Origin of the sequence: Micromonospora mirobrigensis, assembly GCF_900091555.1 — a bacterium.
In the GTDB taxonomy this organism is placed as follows: Bacteria; Actinomycetota; Actinomycetes; order Mycobacteriales; family Micromonosporaceae; genus Micromonospora; species Micromonospora mirobrigensis.
This window is the reverse complement of record NZ_FMCX01000013.1, coordinates 23,834-41,320: the sequence shown is the minus strand read 5'-3', so window position 1 is coordinate 41,320 and position 17,487 is coordinate 23,834. Positions and strand designations below refer to the sequence as shown.

The following is a 17,487-nucleotide window of genomic DNA, read 5'->3' as shown; positions in this document are numbered from 1 at the left end:
GGCGGACGTACCCGTGGGAACCCTCAGCGGGCCGACTTGCGGGCCGAGGCGCGGGCGGCGGTCGAGCGGGCCGGAGTCGATCGGGCGGCGGTCGCCCGGGCCGCGCCGGCCCGGGCGGGGGCCTTTCGGGCGGTGACCTTCTTGGCGGCGGTCGTCCCGGCCGGCGCCTTCTTCGCCGCGGCCTTGCGGGCGGTGGTCGAGGAGGAAGCGGTGGCCTTCTTCGCCGGCGCCTTCTTCGCCGCCGCCTTGCGGGCGCCGCCGGTCGGCCGGGTGGTGGTCGTCTTCCGGGCGGTGGTGGTCTTCTTCACCGCCGCGCCGGTCCGCTTCACGGTGGCGGTGGTCTTCTTCGCGGCGGCGGCCTTCCTGGCCGCGGTGGTCTTCTTCGCAGCGGCGGCCTTCGCCGCGGTGGTGGCCTTCGCCGCGGCGGGGGCCTTCTTCGCCGCGGTGGTCTTCTTCGCCGCCGAGGTCTTCTTCGCCGCCGAGGTCTTCTTCGCCGCGGTGCTCTTCCGGGCCGGCGCCGCCTTCGTGGCGGTGGTCTTCTTCGCCGCCGTGGTCGACTTCCGGGTGGCGGGCGCCGTCTTGGCGGTGGTCCTGGTGGCCGGCGCCGTCTTCTTGGCGGTGGAGGCCTTGCGGGCGACGGTCTTCTTGGCCGCCGCCTTCTTCGCCACGGCCTTCTTCGCCGGGACGCGGCCCGAGCCGGCGCCGGAGGCGTTCGGGGACGCCTTGTCGGCCGACGTCGTCCGGGTGGACGTCGCGGCGGAACCCGCCGCGGTGGTGCGCTTGGCGGCCGGGCGGGTGGTGGCCTTACGTGCTTCGGCCATGTCGATTCCCTCCTTGGGGACCTGCGCTCGCGTGTCTCCTCGCGGAGCACGGAGTTCCTCGACGCGGCCGTCCCGCGCCGTCTAGCTGCTCTCCCCGGCCCAACGGGCGTCCTCGGCCTCCCACGCTTCGTTACGCTGCTGCACCTGCTGCAGGGCGTTCTCCGCGTCGGCCGCCGAGGCGTACGGGCCGAGTACGTGCTTCGCGGGGCACACGTCGGCATCCGTCTCGACCCGGTGGTGTCGAGTGCACCAGAAGTACTGCCCACCACGTCCGTCGTCGCTCATGTGATCACTGTGCACCGCGATCAGCCCAGCCGCCACCGGAACCGGGGAAAGTCGCCGATGACCTCCACAGTAGAGATCATCGGATGTTCGCGGGTCGAAACGGCGGAACCGACCACGACCGTGCTGAGCTGGGGCGATAGGGCCGACCGGAGCGGCCCGGGCGGGCACGGGGCAGACGGCTGAGGGTCAGGTGCCGCACAATTCCGGGGTGCGACGCGGGGGACGAAGGACGCGGCCGGGCCGGGTGGCCGCCGCGGCGGTGACGGCCACGGCCGTGGCGGGGACGGTGGCGGGCGTTCCGCTGTTGCGGGACCGAACGCAGCAGCGGCTGGAGCGGCGCGCCGACCGGGAGGTGACGGCGACCGCGCAGCGCACCCGCGCGGAGCTGCTGGCCACTCCGACCGCGCCACGGGACCGGCTGCGGTCGACGGCCGCCCAGGTCACCGGCGTCGAGGTGCTGGAGGTGCAGGACCAGCCGGTCCGCGCGGTCCGGCTGGTCTTCCGGGTACGGGTGGCGAAGACCGCCGCGTCGCTGTTCGGCTGGCAGCGGGCCAACGCCGACGGCTGCTTCGCCCAGGTGGTGCAGCCCCGGGCGGTTCCGGCGGCGATCGAGCGGCTGCCGTGCCCGGCGTGACGGCGACGGCGGCCACCTGCCCGAGCTGCGGGACGGGCACCGCCGCGCTCCGCGAGGCCACGCCCTGGTGCCCCGGCTGCGAGTGGAACCTGGACGCGTACGACCCGGACCGGCGGGAGCGCGAGTTCGCCTGGCGCCGGCTCGACCGGTGGGCACACCGGCTGGCGTACCGCACGGCGACGGGACAGTTCGAGCGGCTGGCCGGGCGCCCGCTGGACGACTCCGGTTCCCACGCGGCGCGGACGGTCACCATGGCCGTCTCGGCGCTGCTGCTCGCCGGGGTGCTGGCGCTGGCCGGCACGGGGGTGTGGCTGCTGGTCGCCTTCCCGTTCCCCAACCTGTCGATGCTGCTGGGCGTCGTGCTGATCGCCCTGGCGTACGCGCTGCGTCCCCGCTTCGGGCGGCTCGACGAGCACCTCACCGTGCTCGACCGGGCCCGGGCGCCGCAGCTGTTCGCCCTGGTCGACGAGGTGGCCGCGGCGGCCGGCACGCCCGCGCCGCAGGTCCTCGCGGTGGACTGGACCCTCAACGCGTACGCCGGGACGGTGGGCCTGCGCCGGCGCCGGGTGCTCTGCCTGGGGCTGCCACTGTGGGCGGCGCTGCCGGCCGGCGAGCGGATCGCGCTGCTCGGCCACGAGCTGGGCCACTTCGCCAACGGGGACCCGCGTCGGGCGCCGCTGGTGCAGCCGGCGCTCACCATGCTCGGCTCCGCCGCCGACCTGGTCCGCCCGGTGGGCACCGTCTCCGGGGCCCGGGCTGCTGGAGCTGGCCGGCCTGGCGTTGGCCCACGCCGTGCAGGCGGTGCTGGCCCGGCTGCTGCTCGCCGCGCACCTGGTGCTGGTCGCCGTCGCGCTGCGGGACAGCCAGCGGGCCGAATACCTCGCCGACGAGCTGGCCGCGCGGGTGGCCGGCACCGACGCGGCGACCGGCATGCTCGACGCGCTGCTGGCGCAGGAGTCGATCGCGCTGGCCGTACGCCGGGAGTCGCGGGCCGGGCACGGGCCGGACCGCTGGCGCTCCGCGGTGGCCGACGCCCGCGCCGCCGCCGCGGACCGTCTGCCGCTGGTCCGGCAGCTCTCGGTGCGGGACGAGGTGACGCTCTTCGCCGAACATCCGCCGACCGGGCTCCGGCAGCGGCTGCTCGCCAGCCGTCCCCGGCACGAGCCGCTGGTGGTGCTCACCGAGGAGCGCCTGACCCGGATCGACGCCGAGCTGGCCGCCGAGTACGACAAGGTCCGCCGGGCGGTGAGCTGGTCGGGCTGACCGCACCCTGGGACTTCTTGGCAGGCCCACGCGCGATCGACCATCCGTCGGAGCGGTCCTGTCCACGGGACTCCCGGTGTCAGTCATCCGCCGGACAGCCCGATGCGGCTGCCCGCGCGTGCACCGCACGTCCCTTTCGTGCAAGCCTCGACCGGAATCCTTGCGGCGCTCCCCCGCCCCGCACCACCGGTACGACTGGCCGGGCGACCACGCGCCGCAACCATCAGCACACCGCGACCGCCCTCCCCCGCCGCGCCGCCAGCCGGGCCGCCGAGCCACCACCCGCGCGCCAGTTGCCGCCGTCACTGGCCGGCGACCCGTCCCTGCCGTACCCGACGATCGGGCGCGAGCTGACCGAGCTGCGGGTGCAGATCCCCGGGGTGCAGGGCTGCGTCCTCGGCGGCGTCGACGGCCTGCTGGTCGCGCACAACCTGCCCGACGACGCCGACCCGAACGACGTGGCCGCGCTCGCCGCCACCACGTACGGGCTGGGTCGGCAGGTCGGGCTGCGACTCGGGCAGGGCGGTTTCCAGCAGTCCACCGTCCGCAACGAGGACGGCTACCTGAGCGTGTACGCCGTCGACGGACAGGCGCTGCTCGCGGTGATCGGCGCGGACACCATCAACGTGGCCCGGCTGCACCTGACGGCACCGGCGGTGGCCGGGCGGCTGGCGACGCTGCTGGCCGGGGCGCCGGCGGACGCCTGAGGCGGATCCGTCGACGGGCCGGCTGGGCGGTCCGGCTCACTGGCCTGGCGTCCCGGTTCAGCGGCGCGGGGTCTTCGGGTCGGGCCGCCCCGCGTCCGGGTCGGTCCAGCCGCGCAAGCCCCGACGGAACGTCAACCAGCCGGCCACCCCGCCCATCACCGCGCCGATCAGCAGCGCGGCGGGGAGGTCGTGGGCGCCGAGGCCGTCGGGGCCGCTGCGGGAAGGCAGGCCGAGGAAGAAGACGAACAACCCCACCGCGATCGCGGCCAGTACGCCCACAGCGACGGCCGGCTTCGCCCGTCCCGCGCCCCGCGGCCTGCCCCGGTCACCAGCGTCCATGTCGCCCCCGCTCCGATCGACGGGGATATTTGCCGGCCGCCCTGCTGGCCAAACCGGATCGGCACGGGTGGCGGACGGTCAACTGGACGGCGCCATACGGCACGGCCGAGCGGGGCCGGATCTGGCAGGCTCTCGAAATGCGCCCGATGGACAGCCGTGACGTCGACGAAGCCGTGGCCGAGATGGTGCGGGTACTGGCACCGCACGAGTCGGCGGACTGGCGACGCCCGGCCGGCTCGCTCGCCTGGAGTTGCTGGGAGACGGCCGCCCACGTCGCGCACGACCTCCTCGCGTACGCCGGGCAACTCGCTGCCCTGCCCGACTCCGCCTACCTCCCGTTCGACCTGGTGGTACGCGACGACGCGTCACCCCGCGATCTGCTGCGGACGGTCACCGCCGCAGGAAGGTTGCTCAGCACCGCGCTGGCCGCATCCGACCCCTCGGTACGGGCCTGGCACTGGGGACCGACGGACCCGAGCGGCTTCGCGGCGCTGGGCGTGAACGAGACGCTGGTGCACACCCACGACATCACCGAGGGTCTCGGCATCGGCTGGCAGCCACCCGCATCTCTCTGCGGCGCCGTGCTCGCCCGACTCTTCCCCGACGTCCCGGCCGGGGATCCGGTCCAGGCGCTGCTCTGGTCCACCGGGCGTACCGACCTTCCCGGCCTTCCCCGACCCACGTCGTGGGTCTCGCGGGCCGCGGTCGGATAGGTCGCTGAGCCGGTGGGCGACGGACGAGTCGACCTGTACGCCGGATTAAGATCACCACAACCCCGCTGACCAGGGGTGAAGCCTAGCGAAGGCCGTTGTAGGCCGTCGCCAGGCCGTCAGGAGTTAGCCAGCGCTCGCAGTGAACCCCGCCACGTCCGATTGCCTTAGCCTTCTGTGCGGCACTGCAGGATCGACCCCGCAGAGCTGGTACGCCTTCTCAGTAAGCTTGGCCACTCGCGCTCGCAGGAATTTCTCTAGGTCATCTTCGAAAACAAGCTCGTCCACGCAAGCCGACTCCAATATCATTGCCAAAGCATCGGAATCTGAAGGCATTAGGCGCCGGTATTGCGACGGAGCGCTAGCCCGGATTTTGTTGTTGTCGGCCCTTGAGAGGAAGCAAAAGTTTGCAAGCGAGTTCACGAATGCAGCATATCTAGGGCGCTCCTCCAATTTCTCCACATAAGAGCGAGGGAAAATGTGATGGAATTCAGCCTTATTGTATGCCTGAAGTACCCGCTCCAGGTCCACGAAACTTCCAGATATGAAGCTCCTGGGATTAAACTGGGCAAGCATGGTAACGAATGTTGCAGTCTTTGCGCTATTAATTCGAAAATCCGTGAGCAAGAAAAAGTGCTCGGCGATATCGACCTGGAAACTTCCAAGGGCACTTGGCCGCCCCTCTCGCAGATGCTGCATCTCCGTCACATCTATACGGGCAGCTCGAACTGACTGGCCGCTATAACGCTCCGAGAAGCATGATCGCCAGAACCACTGCTTCAAGACTCTAGTTTCCCTCTCCGGAGTAATCCGGAGGCCCTCACCAGGAACTGCGAAGTACACGCTGAGGGGCGCCAGCATCAAGGGGTAGGGAAGAGTCTTTATCGTGGCAACCTTGAGCTGCTTTTTCAGGAACTCAATGGCTCCCTTAATTCCATTTTCTACCCGCTCGAAGTTGTCGCGGATTTCGGCTCCATCCAAGTCGATCAGTACTTCGACCGAGGGGTCACCCTTCAGGATCGCCGCGCAGCACCGCAATACCAGGTTCGGGTCCGACCCAATATCTCCGAAGGAGAAGTTCTCCAACTCCTCCTGCAACACCTCAAGCTTATTCCGGAGGTCGAAATCCTCGCTCCAAGTCCAAGCCGACAGAAGCTCTAGGGTGGTCAACTCCACCCCCATTCGATTAATGCGCTCGAATACGATCGCAACGGTGGCACGATCCTCGGTTTCCATCATCTGAATTGGAAGCTGCGCTTCCTTGAAAACGCTATGCAACCTGTCGATTTTACGAATTTCTCGCTCGCGCGTGAAGCGGGCCGAAGCAAGCCGATACGCGACGGAGTCGAAGAGGCAGTTCAGTGGAAAATGAGCAGACTGATCGACTTCGCTAGGCTTCAGGGCAACAAATTGGGACTGTTGCGCATTATCGGGAGCAGCGAGGTCGAAATAAATCGACCGCCAGTCAGGGTCGGCAGGCTGGACGAACTCCGTCTGAAAAGTAACAAAGAGCGATGTGACTCTTTGCTGCCCGTCGAGCACGTACGTAACCGGGTACCGCTCATGCGGGGCAGGTAGATCAAACGGCCCCAATTTACGCTCCGACAGAAGCCTTCCCTGCGTCAGCCAGAACAGCAGGGAACCAAATGGATACCCTTTATATATGCTGTCCAGGAAGTGAGCTACATGGTCCGCGTCCCACACAAAACCGCGCTGGAATGCGGGAACCCTAATCTGCCCACCATAGATATGATCCAGAAGCTTTCGAATCGGATAACTTGTAAGCTCACTCACGCTCGCACTCGATCCTCATCAGACGCTGTCCTTCATGTACACACCATGTTGCTGTACAACGAGAATCCGGTCAAGTCTGAGTTACAGAAGGTGGCTGCCGCTCCTAACGGAACAATCTGTCGATAGTCATCCGCGTCCGCTCTTCACTGGCCGGCATCAAGTGGGTGTAGACCCGCAGCGTGAAGCCCGGATCGGAGTGGCCGAGGTATGAGGCAAGGGCCTTGATGCTCTCCCCCGCGTCCAGCAATGCCGAGGCGTAGAAGTGGCGAAGCGCGTGCATCCCGGTCGCCCGGGTTGGGACGATGCCGGCCGCCCTCACCGCCGGACGCCAGTTCTTGTCGTCGAAGGTGGCCCGCTTGATGGCACCCCGGCGGGTGGTGGTGAACAGCAGCGGCACGGTCATCCGCTCATCGCTGAACGGCTCCTCCCACGGCAGAGCGATCGAGAGCGGGTCGTACTTCTCGGTGTGTTCCTTGAGCGACTGGGCTACCGAGTCGGGCAGCGGCACGCGACGGTCCCGGTCGTTCTTGGGCAGGCCGAAGACCAGCCGGGAGCGGACCACCTTGACCTGCCGAACGATGTGCACCCAGCCCGAGTCGAGGTCGATGTCATCGACGCCCAGGCCGAAGATCTCGCCCTGCCGCATGCCGCAGCCGGCGCCCAGATCGACCATGGGGCGGTACCGCTCAGCGAGACCACCGCGGATTGCCGAAACCTCGTCGGCCCGCCAGGGAACAACACGGCGTTGCGCCGGCCGGGGCGGCTTGACCGAGGCTGCCGAGCACGGGTTCCTGGCGATGCGCTCATCGTCGACGGCCGCGCCGAGGATGGTCCGCAGGTGCGCGAAGATGACGGCCCGAGTTGCCGGGGCCAGCTTGCCGACCATCCCGGCGTCCCACTCTCGGATGTGACCCGGCTTGATCGAGGCCAGCTGCCGAGAGCCGAAGAACGGCAGCAGGTGCTTCCGTACCCGGAACTCGGTGCTCTCCCGCGTCGACTCGTCGAACGAGCGCGTACGCAACCAGCTCTCCGCGTACTCGGCGAAGGTGATCCGGCCGGCGGACGGATCAACGTACGAGCCCCGGAGCTTGTCCGTCTCGGTGGAGACGAGGAAGGCGTCAGCGTCACGCTTGGCCCGGTCCGGGAAGGACTGGCTACGTTCCCGGCCATCCGGGCCGATGTACCGCACCCGGTAGCGCATCCCCTTGCCGAACAGATCCGACTTGACCCGCTCCTTCCGGCCGCCGGGGTGCCGGATCACCTTGAACCAGCGATCTTCCACGTGTCCCATCAGGCCGCCACCTGCTCACGTACCCAGGCCCGGACCGCTTCCGGCTCGTACCGCAGGTGCCGACCGACCCGGGCCGCCGGCGGACCGTACTTGACCTTGCGCCAGCGGTACAGCGTCTCCTGCGGTACCCGGAGGTACGCCGACACGTCCTGAACCGTCCACAGCTCATCCTTGGCCGCCATCACAGCCCCTCCCCCGTCTTGTCATCCGCCTCCGTCGTCGAGCTGTCCTTGGGGAGCTGCGCCGCGCGGTCCTTGGCGGCGAGCAGTTCGGAGCGCCAGCGGGCGCGTTCGCTGATCGAGCGAAGGAGCCGGTGAGCCATGGCCGGCACGTCAGGATCATCGGGCCGGGCGAGTTCCCAGGCGTGCCGGACCGGTTCGACGGTGGCGCCCTGGTCGTCGACGCCGTCAAGACCGACCGTCACGCCGAGCAGCGCCCGCACCCAGGCCCGAACGTCGTGCTTGTGGTCGCTCAGCGTCTTGCCGGACCAGTCACGCGAGATAAGGATGCGCCGGCCACCGATGCCGAGGGTGTCCCGCTGGTGAACCTTGCCCTTGCAGCGGCCCGGTTTGAGCTTCGCGTTCGCCTTCTTGGGCTGGACGCCGTAGAGCAGCCAGTTCGCACACCGGTCGGTGCACGGGGTGACCCGGAGTTCCTGCCATAGCCGGTCCAGGTGCGCCCGCTGCCGGCCGGTAGTGATCTTGTGGCAGTCGCCGGTGTGCTTGGTGATGTACTTCGTGACGTACCGGATGGTCCGTTCCGCATCCTCGGTGCCGGGCATGACGCCGCGCGCGTCGACCTGGGCGCCGAAGCGAACGACGTGCACCGGTTCCGCATCCGGGTCGTCGTCAATGGCGTCGAGCGCTTCGGTCCAGGTGCTCAGCGGCCGGCGGGTGTCCGGGTCGACCCACGCGGAAGCGTTTTCGTCCCACACCGGGGGTCGGTCGGCGGTGTACCGCTGGACATCAACCGACGGCCACCACACCTGGTGATAGGTCGCCGCCGCCACCGTGCGCAGCACGTCCCGAGGAATCGTGCCCCGGATGGCGAAGTGCGCGTGTGGGGCGAGTCGGCGTTGCGGCTCGACGCAGCCGGCGTACTGGACGTTCCAGCCTTCGCACCGCCGGAGGTTCTGCCAGAACCGGTCCAGGAGCCGGGGAAAGTGCACCGCGTCCCAGGCCGCCCGCCGGTAGTCGTACCGGTCGGGGTTGACCGGGGTGCCGTCGGGGCGGACCGGGCCGTACGAGTCGAGGGTGAGCGTGAGCCACATCGACGGCCGGTAGGTGGAGCCGTCGGGGGCGGTGTAGGTCTTGCCGACGGTGCGCCGCTCGACCTTATGCCGGGGCAGCTCCGGGGCATCCTGCCGCCGCTTGGTCGACCGCTTGCGGCGCCGGCCGGTGTCGTCGTCGCCCTGGTCGTCATCGCCGGACGAGTGCGGAGGCGCGACCCGTCCCCGGAGCCCTTCGGCGGCGATCGCCTCTTCCACCTCGTGGATCGCCTCGTCGAGGTCGGTCACCTGATCCCACTGCGCGGCGCGGGTGGCCTCGTCGCGGGAGAACTCCAGGTGTGCGCGGAAGAGGATCAGGGATTTCTGCGCCTCGGTTGCGGGTTCGGGGCCGGGTAGGGGTTCCTCGTCGCGGTGCCAGCCCTCGCGGATCTGGGCTTGGCGTAGCCGGCGGTTCTTCTTGGCGCAGGGCGCGCACTTGTCCTCGAGGGTGGCGCCGCAGGGCAGGTCGATGACTTCGGTCTGGCCGGTGTCGAGGTCGGTGCGGCGCATGGCGAGGGGGCGCACGCAGACGCCGTACTCGGCGGCGATCTCCTTGAGGACATCGACCGATCGGGGTAGCGCCATGCGGGCCGCCCGCGACCCCGGCCGGGGAGCGGCAGCCGGGGTCGGGGCGGTCGGCGTGAGGCCGGGCAGGGTGGGAGCGGTCATCGGATGATCCCGACGACGTGCGGCCGGTTCGGCTGGACGACGCCGCGCGGAGGCAGCACCGGGGCGGAGATGACAGCCGGCGGCACGGGTTCAGCCGGACGCTCGGGTTCGGGTTCGGTGGTGACCTGCTCGGGCACCTCGTACCAGTCGGCTTGCGGCTGGTCGGGTTCGGGAGTCGGTGGGGTGGCGGGGGTGTTGGACAGGACGACCTTGACCAGGGCGAGGAATGCCAGGGACGGCACGGCCGCCATGGTCCAGCCCCACACCGAGGGTTCCGCCTCGGCGACCTGGACGGCGAGGGACAGCAGCGCGAACGCGACCAGGAGCGAGCCGACCAGGCCGACGGGACGACCGGCCCGGCGGCGGGCGCGCAGTTCGAGGCCGAGGTAGATCGCCATCAGCTCGACGGCTACGGCGTTGGCCCAGCCGATCCAGTCGGGTTGACCGTGGGCCACGGACAGGTCGTGGACGTGGGTGAAGGCGGCGGCGCCGGCCATGATGCCGATGGCGAGCAGGATGACCAGGCGTACGGCGAATTCGGTGCGGTCGGTCATCGCCACTCCTCCAGCGGCTTTTCCCGGATGGTCAGGTCGATGCGGATGCGCCGGTCGTTCATGTCGGAGCGGCGGTTGACCATGTGCGCCAGGCCATGCAGGGCGGCGGCGGTCTGGTCGGCGGGGCCGACGAGGCGGATACGCAGCGGACGCCGGAGCCGATTGACGAAGCGGGTGAGGGTGGTCATGACGGGTTACCTCCTGGCCGGGCGGATGTCAGTGCGGATGTAGTCAGGTGGGGTGCCGAGCGCGGCGACGGCTTCGGAGAGGCAGCGCCACAGCGCCCACGCCTCGTCGGGGGTCAGGGACATCCGCCGCCGGCCCGCACCGACCGCGAGATAGACCGGGTACGGGTCCGGTCGTTCCGGGTCGACCCGGACAGACACGGCGGTAGCCGGTTCGGGGGTACGCAGCCGGTAGAACCGTCGGCCGGTCGGAGCAGCGGTCACCGCGGATCACCCCCGCTGTCCCGGTCGAGGAGGTTGCGCAGCGCCTCAGGCAGCAGCGGCCCGGACGGCTTGCGAGGCAACGGAAGGCGTACCGGTTCGACGGCGGTTTCCCGGCCGACCTGGGCGAGGATGTCCGCCGCGTCGGCCGGGGCCGGGTACTGCCGCGCCATGTCGCGGATGTCGTCGTCGCTGACGTACGAGAACCGGACCCGCATCGGGTCGGGCGTGCCGTCGAGGATCACGTACCCGACACCCTTCGCCCATCGGGGCATCTGGTCCGCCAGAGCGCCCCGGTTGCGGGCACCATCACCAAGAACCAGGTCGACTTGCGACGCCTCAGTGAGCCCGAGCGCGATGCGGGTCGGGAACAGGTCCCGGAACGGCAGCACCTCCTTGCGCGGGTCCTGCAACGCCGCCACCACCAGGACGCCGACGCCAGCACCCTGGGACAGCAGCAGCCCCAGCGAGGACGCGATGCGCTTGCGCAGGTCGACGTCTTGCAGGTACGCGGTCAGCGCCGCCATCTCGTCGACGACGACCACGACCAGGGGGTCAGCCTCAGTCGGAGTGTGCACCCGGACCCTGCCGGCCAACCGGGCCTGACGCTCACGCAGGACGGTCACGGCCTCGTCGAGGAGGTCCGCCATGGCCTCGAACGACTTGCAGGCGAACCGGGCGAACATCGGACGGCCAAGCGCGAATTCCATGCCGCCCTTGGGGTCGATCACCCAGAGCCGGACCAGCCCGGAGGCGATCCCGCCGCCGAGGACCCGGACCAGCGACCAGAGCACCGAGCCCTTCCCGGACCGGGTGGCGCCGCCGACCAGGACGTGAGTGGCGAGCAGGTGCAGCGACCAGGTTCGCAGGTCTTCGCGCCGGGCCAGCGGCAGCGCGGTGAAGTCCGGCACCGCAGGCACCGGGAACGGCGGAACCACGGTGCGCAACGCATCGGTACGCACCAGCGCCAGGTGGACCACCTTCGGCCGATCCCGGTAGCGCACCCGGTCGACGGGCCGCAGCAGCCAGGCACCCCGGCCGGTACGGGTCGGCGGATCGACGGGACGTTCCGAGTAGACCCGGGCGTGCCGCCGACCGAAGGCGTAGGCCAGGTTGGCACTCACCTTCTGAAACTGTTCCGGCGTCTGGCCCCGGACCATGCGGACCGTCAACACGTCGAGCGCCTGATCCGAACGGACCCGCAACAGGTCCGGCAGGACATGCCGACGGTCGTACGTCTCGGCGAGCCCGCACAGCGTCATGGCCTCACGCCACACCCGCCGGTAGACGAACACCCGCCGGAACGAACCGAGCAGCGGACCCGCCAACCAGGCCCACCAGGACGACTCATCCCGCCAGCGCCACACCGCCGAGGTCGCCGACGTCAACACGAGCGGCACCACCAGGCCGGGCCAGTCGAACTCGGCATACAGCCAGAGCGCCAGCACCACCGAGGCGGTAGCCACCGGGTGACGCAGGCACCACCAGAACGCCCGCCCGAACCAGCGCAGCACCAGACCGAGCACCACCGCCCAGACCGGCAACTCGAACCGCCTCGGCCGGATCACCAGTAGGTCACCGGCCGAAGTCGTCACCACCTCACCGCGAGGCCGCCCGATCACTTGGCACCCCGCAGCGACACGAACCGACCCGACGCATCCCGGACCGGAGGGAACGGAAGAACGAGCTGCCCGACGCAGCGCGGGCAGCGGTCAGCCACCCCGCCGGCCGGGTCGAACCGGGACTGACACACGCCGCACCGAGGCTGAGCCGGGGCAGGCGAACGCCTACGCTTGGACACGTCACTACCTCTCTCGACAGAGCAGGGGGAAGAGACAGAGGGCGGGGCTGCCGTCCGCCAAGACCTGACAGCCCCGCCCCCACCTGATGCGGCTACGCCGCCGCCTTCTTGGCCACACCCGCCGGAGCACGCATCCCGGTCGCCCGGAGTGAGTACGCCATCCGGTTGTTGTTCGACACGTACGGCGTGACCGTCATGCCCTCGAACTCCACCGCCTCGAAGGGGGCGCCCGTCGGCGGGACCGGCTGGTAGTCGGCGGAGATCTTGACCGTCGTCTCCCGGGAGCGCTTGCCGAGCTCCGGGTCCAGGTCCATCACGCGGACCTGCCACACCCGCTGGCCGGTCAGCTTGTCCTTCGCCGGGCTACGCCGGCCGGTCTTCTCGTCGTAGTCCTCGACCTCACCCAGGGACTCGGGGACCAGGGCGCATCCCGCCGGGAACACGTCCTCACAACGCACGGCGAACCTCGTACCGCCACGCAGAGCCATCGCTCAACCTCCAGGTTGTTGGCATGTCTGCCAAGTTGAGACTCCAAGGTAGACGGCACTTGGCAGACAAGTCAACAAGCAGCAGCGACCGTGCCGGACCTGAAACCGGCAATTGGCTCTAATCGCTCGACCAGCGCGACACTATGTGCAGGGTGGTGGTCAGGACACGCCCGAGCGCAGCGCGAAAAAGCGCAGCCACAAGGCGATTAAGACGGAGCGAAGGTACAGCACAGGCAGGCGTACCCCGCCATGCAGCCAGAGGTACTAATGCGAGCCAGCAACTACAACCAGACCCGCGCGCCCATCACGGTTGCGAAGAAAACGGAATGTTCAGCGCGATCATCAGTCCGTTATGGATCAGCCAGGGCCCAGACCGGTTGTAATCATAAGTATTCCGGCGATGGTAGAACTGAACGTATCCGGCGTTCGGCCTGAGGTTGCCGATAGCGCCCTGCAAAAAGAGATACTCAGCCAGATCGTCAAGTGTAACCAAGTCTTGTATGCCTGCGGTTTCGATGGCGCTCTTGAGCGCCTCCCGCGTGAATTCCCTCCCAGGCATGGCTTGCAACACTTGTGGAAGCCGGTTGATTACCTGCTGATCGAGCAAGCCCGTCGCCTCCGACAGAATCTCCGACAAGAGATGAGACGAGGAGAAGTTGTCCGCAGCTGAACGGACCTGCGAACTCGACAAAGATTTGCCAGGAGATGCCCTCTCCTTGAGTGCCCCGAACAGCAGATTCATATCCCGGGGCGTATACCTAGTGAAATCTAGCAAGTAGCGCAAAGTGGAAATAGGCCGCGCTGTCGGTCCCACCTTGACAAAGTCGGGCAACAAATTCAGCAGGTCATTTACCTCGACCTGAGCCTTGCGCGCAACGTAATCCCACAGCACGACATCCCTGGGGTCCCTGGCCTCAGCGCCCCAGTCAATGTTGATGCCACCATCAGCGGCAATCTTGGCCGAGTCGGCGAAGTTAATCCGCCGAAAAACGTCATTTCTGCACATAATTAGCAGAAAGATGCTTCTATTCCCGGCGCGGAGCAGGCGCTGAGAGATCCAGTCGGAAGCTCGTACGAGTGCCGCAAGCGTTCGCCAATACGACTCGTTGTCCCCGATTGCTTTGTCGAGACCATCAATCGACAGAAGGTGCCTGTTACTCGTGACCGATGCAGCGGCCAAACGGATCACAGCGTCGCCCAACTGAGGGAGGCTGACTGAGTCCGTGTCCGAAGACTTCCATTCAGTCGAAGCGATTTTCGGAATACTGATCGTCGACTTTCGCTCTCTGATCTTACGCAGCACCTTCGGATAATCGTCATCAGCCAGGCCCGCGCTCTTCAAGTCCGCTAACAGTTTGATGGCCTGCGGGTCCCGACTAAGATTACACGCCCCGTCTTGAATCAAAGATTCAAGGATACGCACACCAATAAATAGCTTCCATGCGGCATCAGTAAGGGCGGTGACCTCGCCAGAAACCAGCTTTTTCTCAAGCGAGTACAACGGACTTTGCGAACGGTTCAGTTCATCAAAGTCTACAAAATTAGTAAATACCGCATGCTCGCCGATTTCCCTCTTCCACTTCAGCGCCACATATTGAGCGGCAGCGCTTTTTCCGGATCCTTTCGGTCCGAGGATCAAGAAGGTCTCGTGGTCCAACACGCGCCCTGGAAGGTTCCAGCGATCGAGATAGGTATCTACGAACCGATCGGGGCTATGCAGCACATCCCTCTCGGCGGAGGCCCGGCCAAAGTACAGCCTGGTGATGTCGAGCATCCAAGACTCCTGTCGGTTCAGCAGAAGATTCAAGGCTAGCCAACTGGCTTAGCCTTTACTGCCCTGCCAACAAACGGCGCGTCTGCACCAATCCGCTATATCGGATATTTACGCCAAGTTTTACACAAGCAACCAAGGGTACATATGCGTTGAACTGACCGCAAGAACGAACACAGTGGGGCTACGGGCATGAGCATGGACCGTGAAAGTAGGAGGTACCCAGGGGTGGCGGTGGATCGTGTCCACAGCCGTCCGGACGGAACCGACGATAATACTGTCGAAGCTCTCGGAGAACTGAGCAAAGCGCTTGAGACGATTCACCGAGTACGGGGCCACCTGTACTCGGCGCACCAGCTCGTTGGCGGCGCGGATCTCACCCTCGATCGGGTGGTGAAGCTGCTCCGCGAGGCCGGGCACGACGAGATGGCCGACCGGGTCGAGCACGAGCTGTTGGGGCGCAACCTGCTACCCGGCCGTTGGACCTTCCAGATCATGGAGGAGTTCGACGACGGCTACTACGCCGCGTTCCAGGAGATCGAGCGGGACGCCCGGGAGAAGCTAGCCGGCGGCCGGCGGCACATCTACGAGGCGGAGATGAAGGAGCGGCGGCGTACCCACGGAATGCCGGGGCACGAGGCTACGCCAGAGGAGTGAGCGGTAGACCGTTCGGCAGCATCGAGGCCAAGGCGTTGGCTCTGGCCTCGATGATCCTCATCCGCGCTTGATACTCGGCCGGTTCCCGGTGTGCGGCCTGGCTGGTGACCTGGCCGGGCCACTTGCGGTAAAGCAACCCGTACTCCCGGGTGAAGTAACCGGCGCTGACGGCGTTGGCGGCGAGCAGTAGTCCCGTGTCTTCGGAGGCGGGAAGGGCCATCCAGCCGCCCAAGGCGAAGACGAGATCCCGCCGCAGGCACAGGGTCGCCGGGTGCACCGATGCTCGGTAGTCGTTGGCTTGCCAGAACGACAGGACCGCCCTGCGGTCGACGACCCCGCCGGCTGGATCCTTGTCCCATCCGGCGGTCGACCCGTCGGGCAGCAGATCGAGTACCCGCGAGGTGGTCCAGCCGATCTGCGGGTGCGCGTCGAACGCGGCGATGTCCCGGGCGAGCGCGCCGGGGGTCAGCTGGTCGTCAGCGTCCAGAACCTTGATGAGTTGCCCGGAAACTCGGGAAAGGGCGAGGGTGCGGGCAACACCGGGCCCACCGGGGCGGCCGGTGCCGAGACTGATCCGGGGATCGTCAGGCAGCGCGTCGACCAGGGCGCCGGTCTGTCCGTCCTCCTGGACGAGCCATTGCCAGTCCCACCCGGTGGGCATTTCCTGCTTTGCCAACGACTCGTAGGCGCCAGCGAGGTGCTCGATGCTGGGCGCGTGGACCGGGGTGATGACCGAGACGAGCTGCGTCAAGTTTTCCACCGTTGGAGTTTGTGGGAGTAGACAAGCTCGGTCCGGTCGCCCGGCATCACCACGTCGGCGACCTCGACGACCCGGCCCGTGGTGTCGATCGAGGTCTTCCGGACGGTGAGCACGGAGACGCCCGGGTCGATGTCCAGCAGTTCGGCCTCATCCGGGGATGGCGGACGTGCCCGGATCTCGTCGTCGATCCGATCCAGCTCGATGCCGAGCGTGTAGAGCTGGTGCTGCGTGCCGCCGGGCCATGGTTCCTTGCTCTCATCGAGCAGGTCCGGGTTCGTGGCCACCAGGTCGTACGGCAGGTAGGAGTACGACACGGTCAGCGGTGCGCTCTCGTGGCGGGACGACGTCCAGTAGACCCGGCGCAGCAGTGGCGTACCCGATTCGACCTGCAAGGCCGCGGCCATCTCCGCATCCGCCTCCACCCGGGAGTACTCCGCGTGGAACTTCAGATCATCGACGGTCAGGCCGGTGTCGTGCTCGGTGGCACCCGTCTTCAACCGCTCGGCCTCGTCGAGCAGGACCCGGTCCTTCTCCCACTGGTACCGCTCGCTGTTCCGACGGCGTACCCGCTGCCGAGGCGCCCGGACGTAGGTCCCGCGCCCCTGCTCGGCCCGGACCAGGCCCCATTCCCGGAGCTGACGGATGGCGTTGCGGACGCTGGTCCGGGACAGGCCGGACGACTCCGCCAACTCCGTCTCGCTCGGCATGAGCGTTCCCGGGGCCATCTCTCCGCTCATGATCTTTACCCGCAACTCCTCCGCGAGTTGCAGGTAGCGAGGGCGCCAGTCCCGGCCATGCACACCGGTCACCGTACCCCCTAGACGTTCCAACGTCTGCCAGGTGGTCCCGCCGGCGGGCCGCTCAGGAACCGGCGGAACCGTTATCGCTGCTCGCGGTGGCTGCCCACGACGTGGGCCAGGAGTACGGGGAACGGCCACGCGCCGACGGCTGCCGGGGTTCATCGCCCCTCCCCCGTCCAACGGCCCTGACTGACCGGTGCCCGCATCACCTCACGGGCGCGCGTCAGCTCGTCAATCAGCCGGTCGAGCTGCGCCGCCGAGAGAAGCACGGTTTGCGTCGCGCCGTAGCGGGTCGCGTCGAGTTTGACGGCCAGGTCCCGACGCGCGAACCGGTCGATGAGAAGCTGAAGGCTGACCCAGCCGGTCCGCTCCCGGCCGATCGTGGCGATGAAGCCGCGGTGCATCGGGTCGTTCGGTCCGCAGCCCCGGC

The 17,487-nt window shown here is 67.9% G+C and carries 21 protein-coding genes and 1 pseudogene; 6 read left to right on the top strand and 16 right to left on the bottom strand.

Annotation, left to right across the window (positions count from 1 at the left end; all coding sequences use genetic code 11):
- Nucleotides 1-23 precede the first annotated feature (23 nt).
- Nucleotides 24-821 (bottom strand): hypothetical protein, encoded by a 798-nt coding sequence (locus tag GA0070564_RS27525; RefSeq protein ID WP_091615672.1) that lies wholly within the window; start codon nt 819-821, stop codon nt 24-26.
- 81 nt (nt 822-902) lie between these two features.
- Entirely contained in the window at nt 903-1,106 is a 204-nt protein-coding gene (locus tag GA0070564_RS27520; RefSeq protein ID WP_091615809.1) for a hypothetical protein, read from the bottom strand.
- 259 nt (nt 1,107-1,365) lie between these two features.
- Between GA0070564_RS27520 and GA0070564_RS27515 the strand changes: the two genes are divergently transcribed.
- The 4 genes and pseudogenes from GA0070564_RS27515 (at nt 1,366) to GA0070564_RS27505 (ending at nt 3,710) form a co-directional block, all read left to right on the top strand.
- Nucleotides 1,366-1,740 (top strand): hypothetical protein, encoded by a 375-nt coding sequence (locus tag GA0070564_RS27515; protein ID WP_141714885.1) that lies wholly within the window; start codon nt 1,366-1,368, stop codon nt 1,738-1,740.
- 251 nt (nt 1,741-1,991) lie between these two features.
- A pseudogene (locus GA0070564_RS30090) lies at nt 1,992-2,387 on the top strand (M48 family metallopeptidase); the annotation flags it as partial.
- 133 nt (nt 2,388-2,520) lie between these two features.
- Nucleotides 2,521-3,003 (top strand): M48 family metalloprotease, encoded by a 483-nt coding sequence (locus tag GA0070564_RS30085; protein WP_245670321.1) that lies wholly within the window; start codon nt 2,521-2,523, stop codon nt 3,001-3,003.
- A gap of 293 nt (nt 3,004-3,296) precedes the next feature.
- Nucleotides 3,297-3,710 carry a roadblock/LC7 domain-containing protein gene (locus GA0070564_RS27505; protein WP_091615668.1) on the top strand — a complete coding sequence of 138 codons (414 nt, stop codon included), beginning with the start codon at nt 3,297-3,299 and terminating at the stop codon, nt 3,708-3,710.
- Between the two features lie 57 nt (nt 3,711-3,767).
- Here GA0070564_RS27505 and GA0070564_RS27500 read toward each other — a convergent pair whose 3' ends face one another.
- Complete coding sequence (locus GA0070564_RS27500) at nt 3,768-4,049, bottom strand: hypothetical protein (protein WP_141714884.1); 282 nt, start codon at nt 4,047-4,049, stop codon at nt 3,768-3,770.
- A gap of 146 nt (nt 4,050-4,195) precedes the next feature.
- Between GA0070564_RS27500 and GA0070564_RS27495 the strand changes: the two genes are divergently transcribed.
- Nucleotides 4,196-4,762 (top strand): maleylpyruvate isomerase N-terminal domain-containing protein, encoded by a 567-nt coding sequence (locus GA0070564_RS27495; RefSeq protein WP_091615806.1) that lies wholly within the window; start codon nt 4,196-4,198, stop codon nt 4,760-4,762.
- 123 nt (nt 4,763-4,885) lie between these two features.
- Here GA0070564_RS27495 and GA0070564_RS27490 read toward each other — a convergent pair whose 3' ends face one another.
- The 10 genes from GA0070564_RS27490 to GA0070564_RS29100 all read right to left on the bottom strand — a co-directional run bounded on the left by GA0070564_RS27490 (nt 4,886) and on the right by GA0070564_RS29100 (nt 14,843).
- Entirely contained in the window at nt 4,886-6,553 is a 1,668-nt protein-coding gene (locus GA0070564_RS27490) for a DUF262 domain-containing protein (protein WP_091615660.1), read from the bottom strand.
- A gap of 103 nt (nt 6,554-6,656) precedes the next feature.
- Entirely contained in the window at nt 6,657-7,844 is a 1,188-nt protein-coding gene (locus GA0070564_RS27485) for a tyrosine-type recombinase/integrase (RefSeq protein WP_091615655.1), read from the bottom strand.
- Nucleotides 7,844-8,026 carry a helix-turn-helix domain-containing protein gene (locus tag GA0070564_RS27480; protein WP_091615650.1) on the bottom strand — a complete coding sequence of 61 codons (183 nt, stop codon included), beginning with the start codon at nt 8,024-8,026 and terminating at the stop codon, nt 7,844-7,846. Before GA0070564_RS27480 ends, GA0070564_RS27485 begins: the two co-directional genes overlap by 1 nt.
- Nucleotides 8,026-9,780: a replication initiator gene (locus GA0070564_RS27475; protein WP_091615647.1), complete on the bottom strand. Its 1,755-nt coding sequence runs from the start codon at nt 9,778-9,780 to the stop codon at nt 8,026-8,028. The genes GA0070564_RS27480 and GA0070564_RS27475 overlap by 1 nt, the downstream gene beginning before the upstream one ends.
- Nucleotides 9,777-10,334, bottom strand: a complete 558-nt coding sequence (locus GA0070564_RS27470; RefSeq protein WP_091615803.1) for a DUF2637 domain-containing protein — start codon at nt 10,332-10,334, stop codon at nt 9,777-9,779. Before GA0070564_RS27470 ends, GA0070564_RS27475 begins: the two co-directional genes overlap by 4 nt.
- Complete coding sequence (locus GA0070564_RS27465; protein WP_091615645.1) at nt 10,331-10,522, bottom strand: hypothetical protein; 192 nt, start codon at nt 10,520-10,522, stop codon at nt 10,331-10,333. Before GA0070564_RS27465 ends, GA0070564_RS27470 begins: the two co-directional genes overlap by 4 nt.
- Before the next feature lie 6 nt (nt 10,523-10,528).
- Nucleotides 10,529-10,783 (bottom strand): hypothetical protein, encoded by a 255-nt coding sequence (locus tag GA0070564_RS27460; RefSeq protein WP_091615642.1) that lies wholly within the window; start codon nt 10,781-10,783, stop codon nt 10,529-10,531.
- The gene (locus GA0070564_RS27455; RefSeq protein ID WP_091615639.1) at nt 10,780-12,378 is read right to left on the bottom strand and encodes an FtsK/SpoIIIE domain-containing protein; all 1,599 of its coding nucleotides are present in this window, start codon (nt 12,376-12,378) and stop codon (nt 10,780-10,782) included. Before GA0070564_RS27455 ends, GA0070564_RS27460 begins: the two co-directional genes overlap by 4 nt.
- Nucleotides 12,379-12,673: 295 nt before the next feature.
- On the bottom strand, nt 12,674-13,069 hold the full coding sequence (locus GA0070564_RS27450; protein WP_026267676.1) for a hypothetical protein: 396 nt from the start codon (nt 13,067-13,069) through the stop codon (nt 12,674-12,676).
- 304 nt (nt 13,070-13,373) lie between these two features.
- Complete coding sequence (locus GA0070564_RS29100) at nt 13,374-14,843, bottom strand: P-loop ATPase, Sll1717 family (RefSeq protein WP_141714883.1); 1,470 nt, start codon at nt 14,841-14,843, stop codon at nt 13,374-13,376.
- A 195-nt stretch (nt 14,844-15,038) separates the two neighbouring features.
- Here GA0070564_RS29100 and GA0070564_RS27440 point away from each other — a divergent pair, with 195 nt between their 5' ends.
- On the top strand, nt 15,039-15,497 hold the full coding sequence (locus tag GA0070564_RS27440) for a hypothetical protein (protein ID WP_091615799.1): 459 nt from the start codon (nt 15,039-15,041) through the stop codon (nt 15,495-15,497).
- Here GA0070564_RS27440 and GA0070564_RS27435 read toward each other — a convergent pair.
- The 3 genes from GA0070564_RS27435 to GA0070564_RS27425 all read right to left on the bottom strand — a co-directional run bounded on the left by GA0070564_RS27435 (nt 15,481) and on the right by GA0070564_RS27425 (nt 17,461).
- Complete coding sequence (locus tag GA0070564_RS27435) at nt 15,481-16,257, bottom strand: glycosyltransferase family 2 protein (protein ID WP_245670307.1); 777 nt, start codon at nt 16,255-16,257, stop codon at nt 15,481-15,483. The two genes, GA0070564_RS27440 and GA0070564_RS27435, sit on opposite strands and share 17 nt — an antisense overlap.
- On the bottom strand, nt 16,245-17,057 hold the full coding sequence (locus GA0070564_RS27430; RefSeq protein WP_281182197.1) for a GntR family transcriptional regulator: 813 nt from the start codon (nt 17,055-17,057) through the stop codon (nt 16,245-16,247). Before GA0070564_RS27430 ends, GA0070564_RS27435 begins: the two co-directional genes overlap by 13 nt.
- Nucleotides 17,058-17,215: 158 nt before the next feature.
- Nucleotides 17,216-17,461, bottom strand: coding sequence for a precorrin-4 C11-methyltransferase (locus GA0070564_RS27425; RefSeq protein WP_091615626.1), 246 nt, complete (start codon nt 17,459-17,461; stop codon nt 17,216-17,218).
- Between the last annotated feature and the right edge of the window lie 26 nt (nt 17,462-17,487).

Bases quoted from the DNA above. Each gene is read 5' to 3' on its own strand.
- GA0070564_RS27440 (WP_091615799.1), top strand. From the start codon at position 15,039: ATGGACCGTGAAAGTAGGAGGTACCCAGGGGTGGCGGTGGATCGTGTC.
- GA0070564_RS27450 (WP_026267676.1), bottom strand. From the start codon at position 13,069: ATGGCTCTGCGTGGCGGTACGAGGTTCGCCGTGCGTTGTGAGGACGTG.
- GA0070564_RS27465 (WP_091615645.1), bottom strand. From the start codon at position 10,522: ATGACCACCCTCACCCGCTTCGTCAATCGGCTCCGGCGTCCGCTGCGT.
- GA0070564_RS27475 (WP_091615647.1), bottom strand. From the start codon at position 9,780: ATGACCGCTCCCACCCTGCCCGGCCTCACGCCGACCGCCCCGACCCCG.
- GA0070564_RS27520 (WP_091615809.1), bottom strand. From the start codon at position 1,106: ATGAGCGACGACGGACGTGGTGGGCAGTACTTCTGGTGCACTCGACAC.
- GA0070564_RS27525 (WP_091615672.1), bottom strand. From the start codon at position 821: ATGGCCGAAGCACGTAAGGCCACCACCCGCCCGGCCGCCAAGCGCACC.
- GA0070564_RS27485 (WP_091615655.1), bottom strand. From the start codon at position 7,844: ATGGGACACGTGGAAGATCGCTGGTTCAAGGTGATCCGGCACCCCGGC.
- GA0070564_RS27480 (WP_091615650.1), bottom strand. From the start codon at position 8,026: ATGGCGGCCAAGGATGAGCTGTGGACGGTTCAGGACGTGTCGGCGTAC.
- GA0070564_RS27470 (WP_091615803.1), bottom strand. From the start codon at position 10,334: ATGACCGACCGCACCGAATTCGCCGTACGCCTGGTCATCCTGCTCGCC.
- GA0070564_RS27425 (WP_091615626.1), bottom strand. From the start codon at position 17,461: ATGCACCGCGGCTTCATCGCCACGATCGGCCGGGAGCGGACCGGCTGG.
- GA0070564_RS27495 (WP_091615806.1), top strand. From the start codon at position 4,196: ATGGACAGCCGTGACGTCGACGAAGCCGTGGCCGAGATGGTGCGGGTA.
- GA0070564_RS27500 (WP_141714884.1), bottom strand. From the start codon at position 4,049: ATGGACGCTGGTGACCGGGGCAGGCCGCGGGGCGCGGGACGGGCGAAG.
- GA0070564_RS29100 (WP_141714883.1), bottom strand. From the start codon at position 14,843: ATGCTCGACATCACCAGGCTGTACTTTGGCCGGGCCTCCGCCGAGAGG.